The organism is Phenylobacterium sp. (assembly GCF_024508875.1).
Lineage (GTDB): Bacteria > Pseudomonadota > Alphaproteobacteria > Caulobacterales > Caulobacteraceae > Phenylobacterium.
In genome coordinates this window covers 1-8,827 of record NZ_JANINU010000078.1, presented here as the reverse complement: position 1 = coordinate 8,827, position 8,827 = coordinate 1, and the positions used below count along the sequence as shown (strand labels likewise).

Below are 8,827 nucleotides of genomic sequence, written 5' to 3'. Positions count from 1 at the left end.
CGGCTCAGATCCCCGCGTACCACTCGTAGCCGCGGTCGGGCCAGAAGCCGCCGGCGCCGCGGCCGATGCCGTCCAGGGACTCCACCGCCTCGATCCGCATCACGTACTTGGCGTGCTTGTAGCCGAGCTGCCGCTCGACCCGCAGGCGGAGCGGCGCGCCGTGGCGCACCGGCAGGGTGGCGTCGTTCATCTCGTACGCCAGGATGGTCTGCGGGTGGTAGGCGTCGATTAGGTCGATGCTCTCGTAGTACTTGCCCGCGCCGTCGGTGGCGGAGGGATCGAGCGTGTCCGCGCAGTGGAAGACGATGTAGCGGGCCTCCGGCTTCAGCTTCGCCCGGTCCAGCAGGGCGGAGAGGCGCGCGCCCCTCCACTTGCCGATCGACGACCACCCCTCGACGCAGTCGTGTCGGGTGATCTGGGTGCGCGCCGGCGCGGCCCGCACGTCCGCCAGGCTCAGCGACAGCGGCCGCTCCACGAGCCCGCCGATCTCCAGGCGGTAGCTGGCGAAATTCTCGCCGAGCATGGCCTGGTACTCCGGGTCCTGCGGCCGCAGCGTGCCGTTGGCCTTGAAGTCCTTCGAAAGGTCGGCAGCCGTGAATTCGGCCGCCAGCGCCTTGCGGTCGGTGACCAGCCGCTGGGCGCCGCGCGTCCATTTCTCGGCGACCTTCAGCACGCCGTTGAAGGTGGAATTCGCCACCAGCTTGTCGCAGCCCGCCAGCCACAGCGAGCCGACGGTAGCGCCCGCGGCGGTCAGCCAGCGCCGTCGATCCAGGCTCACGCGCGGTCTCCTTCGATTTCGATGGCGTAGCGGCCGGTGATCATCGAGCGGATGTTGTTCCAGAAGCCGGAGGCGACGACGAGCAAGAGGTGCACGACCACGAACAGCACGATGGCGCTGGCCGACAGGAAGTGGATCGTCCGCGCCGACTGCCGGCCGCCGAACAGGTCGACCAGCCAGGGCGCGGCCGCGTTAAAGCCCGGCGACATGGTGAGGCCGGTCGCCACCATCAGCGGCAGCAGGACCGCGATCACCGCGAGGTAGGTCAGCTTCTGGATGACATTGTAGCGCCGCGCCTCCTCCCCCTTCGGGAACTGGAAGCGGGCGTGCGTGGCGATCTCGTGCAGGATGTGCCTCGCCCGGAGCTGGTCGCGGGCGGGCAGTAGGTCGCGCTGGATATGGCCGCGCCAGAGACTCCAGAGCCAGTAGGCCAGGCCGTTGATCACGAAGATCCAGGCGAAGAAGAAGTGCCATCGCCGGCCGTCGGCCAGCGACCGGTAGCTGGGGATCGTGGCCCAGCTCGGGAACCCCCGTTGCTCGCGCACGCCCGCCTTGCCCGACCAGCCGAGCACACCGGTGGTGTCGAAGCGCGCGCCGCCCACGGTGGTGATCCCCCGCGGCTCGCCGGCGACCTCCTCCTTCTTCATCGAAAGCCATGGCGTGGCGAACGTGGACTTCGGCCCCCAGTAGAGCGCCGGATGGGCGTTGAAGATCTGCAGCCCGCTCATCAGCAGCAAGCTGAGCGCCAGCACGTTGAGCCAGTGCGTCACCCGCGTCACGCCCGAGTGGCGGCGGATCAGCACCTTGGCGGGCTTGTCGGCCATGGGGTCCTCCGTCCCGCAATGTGGCCCGCGTCGGGCCGCAGCGCGAGTCCACGAAAAGGCATCGGAACGATAGCCCCGCCCACCGCGCTTTCCGCCCAGGACTTTGACTGGAGGCCTCCCATGGGCGCCGAGCACCACCCCGCCAACGACGACAGGATTCAGACCCAGGGCCGCAAGGACAACGCCGCCCAGCCGCTGAACGCCGCCGAGCCCAACGCCGGCGCCGAACGCTATCCGTCCGCCGGCAAGGACGACGGCGTGGAGGCTGCGCGCGAGGATCGCAGCTTCGACGGCCCGGAGAACCCGCAGCCGCGGCAAGGCGCCGGCGACGGCGGGCCGGCCGCCTCGACGAACGAAGGCCGCCTTGGCCCCGGCGCGGACCCGGCCGAGGGCAAGCGCTAGCCCTAGCCGACGAACCCGCTAAGCTCCGCTGCGAACCGGGGAGCGTGGCGTGGCCGAAGTGGAAGTCTGGCGGGGCGGCGTGGCGTCCTGGGAATGCGACCAGATGGGCCACCTCAACGTGGGCTTCTACGTGGCCAAGTCGATGCAAGCCTTGGCCGGCCTGGCCGCCGAGCTGGGCATGCCCGGCGCCTTCGCCCCGAGCGCCGAAGCCACGCTCATGGTCCGCGAGCAGCACATCCGCTTCATCCGCGAGGCCCGCCCCGGCGCCCCGCTGCGCATCACCGGCGGCGTGGTGTCCATGGGCGAGGACGAGGCGCGGCTGATGCTCGTGATGCATCACCTGTCCGGAGAGATCGCCGCCAGCTTCCAGACCGTCGTGGCCCATGTGACGGCGCGTGACGGCCGCCCGTTTCCCTGGGCGGACCGCATTCGCGCCCGCGGCGAGGCGCTCGCTGTCGAGGTGCCCGAGAAGGCCGCCCCCCGGTCCATCGGGCTGCAGCCGGTCCAGACCCAGGCCAGCTTGGCGCGGGCGAACGAGCTGGGCCTCGTCCGCACGGGACTGGGGGTCATCGACGCCGGCGACTGCGACGCCTTCGGGCGGATGCGGACCGAGACGTTCATGCACCGCCTGTCGGACGGCATCCCCCACTTCTTCGCGGGACGCCGGCCGGGCGCGGTCGATCCCGAGCGGAAGGTCGGCGGCGCGGCGCTGGAATACCGGCTCATCCATCACGCCTGGCCGCGCGCCGGCGACCGGCTGGAGCTGCGCTCCGGCTCGGCCGGCGGCGACCCCCGGTTCCGCCGCCTCGTGCACTGGCTGCTGGATCCCGCGACGGGCCGTCCCTGGGGCAGCGCCGAAGCCATCGCCGTCTCTTTCGACCTGGAGACCCGCAAGCTGATCACCCTCTCCGACGAGGAGTTCGCCCGCGTCGAGGCCGACGCCGTGCCGGAGCTGGGGCTGTAGGCGGCTCCCGCCTTCGACCCATCGCGGACGTTCGGCTTTTTCACCTCCTCTCCCCCCGCGAAGCGAGAGGGGAGAGGGCAGGGAGAGGGGCGACGCAGGCGTTCGGGCCTGCACGGCGGCGCAGCCATGACCCACCGCGACGTTCGGGCGTCCCCTGCAAGGCGGTAGGATGCTGGTGCAAGCGATCGCGGCGCGCTCTTCGATGGATCCTGGCTGAACCGGGAGCGGCAGGCGCGTTTCCTGCGCCGCCCCTCTCCCTACCCTCTCCCCTTTCTTCCCCGGGCTCAAAGCCGGTGTCGGGGGGAGAGGAGGCGGAGTCGGCTACCTACGCCTCGCCGACTCTCGCGACCTGCCTTTCGGTCGACCCGGCGAATGTCAGCTCTCAGGTACTGCCTAGATTTCCGGAACCGACCCATTGCGGACTTCAAGCGCCTTCCAGGTTACGCTTCTCCATGCCCGACCAACGAGACACGACGGACACAATCGTCCCCGGCTGGACGTTGATCCGACGCGACCCGCGCGGCGAAGGACAGACGGTCTGCTTCTACCAACGGGAAAACGCATTCCGCTTTGTGATCGAGAAGTGGTACGGGCTTTCACAGACGACGACAGCACGGTCCTCGACGAGGCCTACTGGGCGCAGGAGCATGCGTCAGGACTGTTTGCCTTTCTGGAAGATGCAGAGAAGGAAGCAGAGCGCGTCCTCAACCTGGGGAGCGGCAGCTAACCACCCCTCGCCGACTCTCACGACGTCCGGTTCGCGGCGTCGCTAGGAGCCCGCCGCCTCACGCAGCGCGTCGCGCACCAGCTCGGGCCGCTCCATCGGGAGGAAGTGGCTGGTCCCGGGGATCACGTCGATGCGGAACCGGCCGGTGGCCTCCAGGCCGGCCTGCCCCTCCTCCAGCCGCGCCGTGGAGCCGACCTCGGCCCGCAGGATGCGCACGGGACAGGTCGTGGCGTGGAACGCGCCCCACGGGTCGTAGTGGTGCGTGCGGAAGTTCGAGGCTTCCCAGGCCGGGGCGCAGGTCAGCGTGACCTCGCCGGTCTCCGTCTCGCGGAACCCCGCCTCCACATAGTCGGCCAGTTGCTCCGGGCGCCATGACCGGAACGCCCCGCGGCCGGTATAGGCCTCGACCGCCGCCGCCTTGCTGGGGAACACCGCGCGGCGGCGCAGGGCGCCCTCCGCCAGCGGGTTGTCGCCCATGTGCGAAGGCCGCTGCTCAGGCGTGAAGATCACCGGGTCGAACAGCACGAGCGCCTTCACCCGATCCGGCGCGTGGGCCGCCGCGAGCAGGCTGGAGGTGCCGCCCATCGAATGTCCGGCCAGCACCACGGGCCGATCCGTCTCCGCCGCCAGCAGCGCCAGCAGGTCGTCGCGGAACTCGTTCCAGCCCTCGCGCCCCTCGACCACGGCCGGGATGGTGGTCGCCCCATGTCCGCGCAGGTCCAGGGCCAGGATGCGCAGGCTGTCGGCCAGCGGCGCCAGGATGGTGCGGTAGGTGCGGGCGTTGAAGCCGTTGGCATGCGAGAAGACCACGTCCACCGGCCGGTCGGCCGGACCGAAGTCTAGCACCGCCATCTCGCCGCCCCGCGCTGGCAGCGCCACCCGCCGCGCCCGCGGCTCATACCCGACCATTGCGTTCATGCCGTCTCCTAGCGCGATGACGCGGCGAGAGGAAAGCGGCTCAGGCGAGGACAGGCGCGGCTTCGGCGTCATCGTCTCGTCGCCGGATGGCGAGCGCGGCGCAGGCGGCCACGACGCCGAGCAGCCCCGCGATCACGAATGCGGCGACATAGCTGCCCTGCACGTCGCGCAGCACGCCGGCGCCGAAGGCCGCCGTGGCGGCGCCGACCTGGTGACCGAAGGCGATCCAGCCGAACACGATCGGGCCCTCGCGCTCGCCGAAGGACTCGGTGGCCAGGCGCACGGTGGGCGGTACGGTCGCCAGCCAATCCAGGCCGTAGAACACGGCGAAGATCGACAGGCTGACGAGGTCGAACTGCAGGAATGGCAGCGCGACCAGCGAGAGGCCCCGCAGCGCGTAATAGACGAACAGCAGCTTGCGTGGATCGTAGCGGTCGGTGAGCCAGCCCGACGCCGTCGTGCCGACGATGTCGAAAGCGCCCATGGCCGCCAGCAGGGCGCCCGCCTGCACCAGCGCCAACCCGCGGTCGCCGCAGAACGAGATCAGGTGGGTGCCCACGAGGCCGTTGGTGGTGAAGCCGCAGACGAAGAAGGTGGCGAACAGCAGCCAGAACGCGGGCGTGCGCGCGGCGCGGACCAGCACGCCGAGCGCCAGCGCCACCGCGTCCTGGGGGCGGCCCTTCGGGGGCGCCGGTTCGATCTCGCTGGCGCCGTAGGCCGGCTGGCCGATGTCGGCGGGCCGCTCGGGCATGAGGAAGAAGACCAGCGGGACCAGCGCCGCCGCCGCCGCCGAAACCGCGATCACCACCGGCCGCCAACCGCCGCCCTCGGCCAGCGCCGCCATCCCCGGCAGGAAGATCAGCGAGCCGGTCGCCGTCGAGGCGCTCAGCAGGCCCATCACCAGCCCGCGCCGATGAACGAACCAGCGATTGACCACCGTCGCCCCCATCGACAGGGCCACCGCCCCGCTGCCGAAGCCCGACAGGACGCCCCAGGTCAGCACGTAGTGCCACGGCGCGCTCATGAAGAGGCTGGCCGCCGTCGAGACGCTCATCAGCACCAGGCCGGTCAGCAGGGTGCGCTTCAGGCCAAGGGTCTGCATCAGGGCCGCGGCGAAGGGACCGACCAAGCCGTACAGGAAGATGCCGATCGCGGCGGCCGCCGAAAGCTGGCCACGCTCCCAGCCGAACGCCTGGTGCAGCGGGGTGAGCAGCACGCCCGGCGCCGACCGCAGCCCGGCCGCCGCCAGTAGCGCCAGGAAGGTGACCGCGGCCACGACCCAGGCGTAGTTCTGGCCGAAGGGCCGCCGTTGCGCTATGCTCATGTGACTGACCCGTACGGAAAATTGGAGGCCATTTCTAATACGTACCGGTCTGTAACGAGGCAAGCCTGGCCATGGCTAGAAATCCTGACGGCGCCCCGAGGGCGGCTGATCGCATCCTCACCACGGCGAACGAACTCTTCTACCGCGAAGGCACACGCGCCGTCGGCGTCGACGAGATTGTCTCGCGCGCCGGGGCCACCAAGCCGACGCTCTACCGCGCCTTTCCGTCGAAGGATCACCTGATCGCCGCCTACCTGGAAGGCCAGGGCGAGGGCTTCTGGGGCTACTTCGACGCTGCCGTGCAAAAGCACCCCGACGATCCCAAGGCGCAGATCCTGGCCTTCTTCGAGGAGCTGGAAGCGCGGGCCACCAAGCCGGGCTATCGCGGCTGCGCGCTCACCAACGCGGCGGTAGAGTATCCGGCGGCGGACCATCCGGGCCGGCTGGTCTCGGTCGAGCACAAGCGCGGGCTGCGCGAGCGGCTGCGGCAGATGACCAAGGCGATGGACGCCCGCAAGCCCAAGAAGCTGGCCGACGCGCTGCTGCTGCTGATCGAGGGCGTCTACGTCTCCAGCCAGCTCTTCGGCAAGGACGGCCCCGCTGGCGCAGCCCGATCCGCCGCCCAGGCGTTGATCGAGGCGCACACCCGCGCCGTCGAACCGGAATGAGATGAGCCGCCGCTATCCGCTCGCCACCATCGGCTACGAATCCGCGCCCCAGGCCAAGGTCATCGAGACGCTGAAGGCCGCGGGCGTGGAGGTGCTGATCGACGTGCGCGCCGTGGCCGCCTCGCGCCGCGCGGGCTTCTCCAAGGGCCTGTTGTCGTCGAGCCTGGAGGACGCCGGGATCCGCTACGTCCACCTGCGCGAGCTGGGCACGCCCAAGGAGGGGCGGATGGCGGCGCGCAAGGGCCGGACCGCCGAGATGCGGGCGATCTTCGAAGCCCACCTGGAGGAGCCCAAGGCGCAGGTGCAGCTCGCCCAGGCCATCGAGATCGCCAAGGGCGGGAAGGCCGCCCTGCTCTGCTACGAGGCCGACCATCGGGGCTGCCACCGCTCGATCGTCGTGGAGCGGATGCTGGAGGCGGCGGACTTCGAGGTCGAGAACCTGGAGCCCTCTACGCTGTAAACGAAAGGCCCTGGCCTTCCCCGGCGTCGGTGCGCGATGATCCCCGCCAAAGGGAGCACGCCATGAACGCGCCGGCCGCCGTCGACATCACCACCACCGCCTGGACCTGCTTCGACGTCACGATCGAGGATCACGTCGCCCACATCCGCCTCAAGCGGCCCGAGGCGATGAACAGCATGATCCGCGACTTCTGGAACGAGCTGCCGCAGATCGTCCGCGACATCGACCGCAACGCCCGGGCGCGCTGCATCGTGATCTCCTCCACCGGCAAGCACTTCTGCGCCGGCATGGACCTGGCCGTCTTCCAGGGCGGCGGCTCGACCTCCGCCCCGGCGTCGCAGGACAAGGCGATCAACGCCGAGGCCATGCGCCATCACGTGAAGCAGTTGCAGGACAGCTTCTCCTGCCTGGACGAGGCGCGGATGCCGGTCATCGCCGCCATCCAGGGCGGTTGCGTCGGCGGGGCGGTGGACATGACCAGCGCCTGCGACATCCGCTACTGCACCTCGGACGCCTTCTTCGTGATCCAGGAGATCAACATCGGCATGACCGCCGACGTCGGCACCTTCCCGCGGCTGTGCAAGCTGATCCCGGAGGGCTGGGTGCGCGAACTCGCCTACACCGGCCGCCGCCTGCCGGCCCTGCGCGCCCGCGAGATCGGGCTGGTCAACGAGGTCTTCGACACCCACGAGGAGGTCGTGGCCCACGCCCTCGCCACCGCGCGCGAGATCGCCTCGAAGGCGCCGCTGGCCGTGACCGGCTCGAAGGTCATGATCAACTACGCCCGCGACCACACGATCAAGGACGGCCTCGACTATATCGCCGTCTGGCAGACCAGCATGTTCTCCGGCCCGCACATGGCCGAAGCCTTCCAGGCCAAGGCCGAGAAGCGCGCCACCAACTTCGCCGACCTCGCGCCGCTGCGTGACGGAATGTGAAAAATCCTCCCCCTCTGGGGGAGGTCCCGAAGGGGGAGGGGGTTTCGGTCGAGGCCGCGGAGGAGGCCCCCTCTCGCTTCGCGAGCTCCCCCGGAGGGGGAGCAACTGGAGGCCTAGATTTCCAACTCGGCGCCGGTGAGGTCGCAGCCGGCGACGCGGGCGCCGTCCATCTCGGCTTCCAGGAAGCGCGCGCGGGGCGCCGAGGCGCCGCGCAGGTCCGCCCCGCGCAGCGAGGCGCGGCTGAAGTCGGTGCGGACGAAGCGATTGTCGCCGATGGCCAGCGGCCCCATCTTCGCGCCGCGCAGGTCGCAGCGGGCGAGCTGTGCGCCGGTGAAGCGCGCCCCGCGCAGGTCGGCCTCGCGCAGGTTCGCGCCGCGGAAGTCGCAGGCGGTCAGGTCCGCGCCCTGGAGCTGCGCGCCTTCCAGGTCCATGCCGAAGAAGATCGACTTGGGCGCCGACAGGCCCGAGAGCCGCCGGCGCTTCAGGCTCTTCAGCGGCCGGAAGTCCACCTCGTGCAGTTTCATCACCTGGCCGCCGCGGCCGCCGGAGTCGCAGAACTGCTCGTGCTCGGCCACGACCTCGGTCAGCGACTTGTCGTCGATGTAGAAGATCGGCGGCGGCGCGCGCAGCACGTCGGTCAGGTCGGCGTCGTCCAGGCGCGCCTGGGCGAGGTTCACGTTGGTCAGCACGGCGCGCTTCATCGAGGCGCCCGACAGGTCCGCGCCGCCCAGGTCCGCCCCCGACAGGTCCGCCCCGTCCAGCACCGCGCGCATCAGCTTGGCGCCGGTCAGGATCGCGCCCGACAGGTTGGCGTCGGTGAAGTC

Annotated in this window: 10 protein-coding genes; 5 read left to right on the top strand and 5 right to left on the bottom strand. The window is 70.5% G+C overall.

The window, feature by feature from the left end; all coding sequences use genetic code 11:
• Positions 1–4: 4 nt before the first annotated feature.
• Both Q0L11_RS07265 and Q0L11_RS07260 read right to left on the bottom strand, forming a co-directional pair.
• Positions 5–778, bottom strand: a complete 774-nt coding sequence (locus tag Q0L11_RS07265) for a molybdopterin-binding protein (RefSeq protein ID WP_296596347.1) — start codon at positions 776–778, stop codon at positions 5–7.
• Positions 775–1,602 (bottom strand): cytochrome b/b6 domain-containing protein, encoded by an 828-nt coding sequence (locus Q0L11_RS07260; RefSeq protein ID WP_296596346.1) that lies wholly within the window; start codon positions 1,600–1,602, stop codon positions 775–777. The genes Q0L11_RS07265 and Q0L11_RS07260 overlap by 4 nt, the downstream gene beginning before the upstream one ends.
• Positions 1,603–1,722: 120 nt before the next feature.
• Here Q0L11_RS07260 and Q0L11_RS07255 point away from each other — a divergent pair, with 120 nt between their 5' ends.
• Positions 1,723–2,004, top strand: coding sequence for a hypothetical protein (locus Q0L11_RS07255; RefSeq protein ID WP_296596345.1), 282 nt, complete (start codon positions 1,723–1,725; stop codon positions 2,002–2,004).
• A gap of 49 nt (positions 2,005–2,053) precedes the next feature.
• Positions 2,054–2,968, top strand: a complete 915-nt coding sequence (locus Q0L11_RS07250) for a thioesterase family protein (RefSeq protein ID WP_296596344.1) — start codon at positions 2,054–2,056, stop codon at positions 2,966–2,968.
• Positions 2,969–3,737: 769 nt separating this feature from the next.
• Here the strand turns inward: Q0L11_RS07250 and Q0L11_RS07245 are convergent.
• Positions 3,738–4,613, bottom strand: a complete 876-nt coding sequence (locus tag Q0L11_RS07245; protein WP_296596343.1) for an alpha/beta hydrolase — start codon at positions 4,611–4,613, stop codon at positions 3,738–3,740.
• Positions 4,614–4,653: 40 nt separating this feature from the next.
• A complete protein-coding gene (locus Q0L11_RS07240; protein ID WP_296596342.1) occupies positions 4,654–5,937 on the bottom strand; it encodes an MFS transporter in 1,284 nt (427 codons plus the stop codon).
• A 71-nt stretch (positions 5,938–6,008) separates the two neighbouring features.
• Here Q0L11_RS07240 and Q0L11_RS07235 point away from each other — a divergent pair, with 71 nt between their 5' ends.
• The 3 genes from Q0L11_RS07235 (at position 6,009) to Q0L11_RS07225 (ending at position 8,003) form a co-directional block, all read left to right on the top strand.
• Positions 6,009–6,605 (top strand): TetR/AcrR family transcriptional regulator, encoded by a 597-nt coding sequence (locus tag Q0L11_RS07235; RefSeq protein WP_296596341.1) that lies wholly within the window; start codon positions 6,009–6,011, stop codon positions 6,603–6,605.
• 1 nt (position 6,606) lies between these two features.
• Positions 6,607–7,065, top strand: coding sequence for a DUF488 family protein (locus Q0L11_RS07230; protein WP_296596340.1), 459 nt, complete (start codon positions 6,607–6,609; stop codon positions 7,063–7,065).
• Positions 7,066–7,127: 62 nt separating this feature from the next.
• Entirely contained in the window at positions 7,128–8,003 is an 876-nt protein-coding gene (locus Q0L11_RS07225) for a crotonase/enoyl-CoA hydratase family protein (RefSeq protein ID WP_296596339.1), read from the top strand.
• 113 nt (positions 8,004–8,116) lie between these two features.
• Here Q0L11_RS07225 and Q0L11_RS07220 read toward each other — a convergent pair.
• The coding region (locus tag Q0L11_RS07220) for a pentapeptide repeat-containing protein (RefSeq protein ID WP_296596338.1) at positions 8,117–8,827 on the bottom strand (711 nt) is incomplete at its 5' end.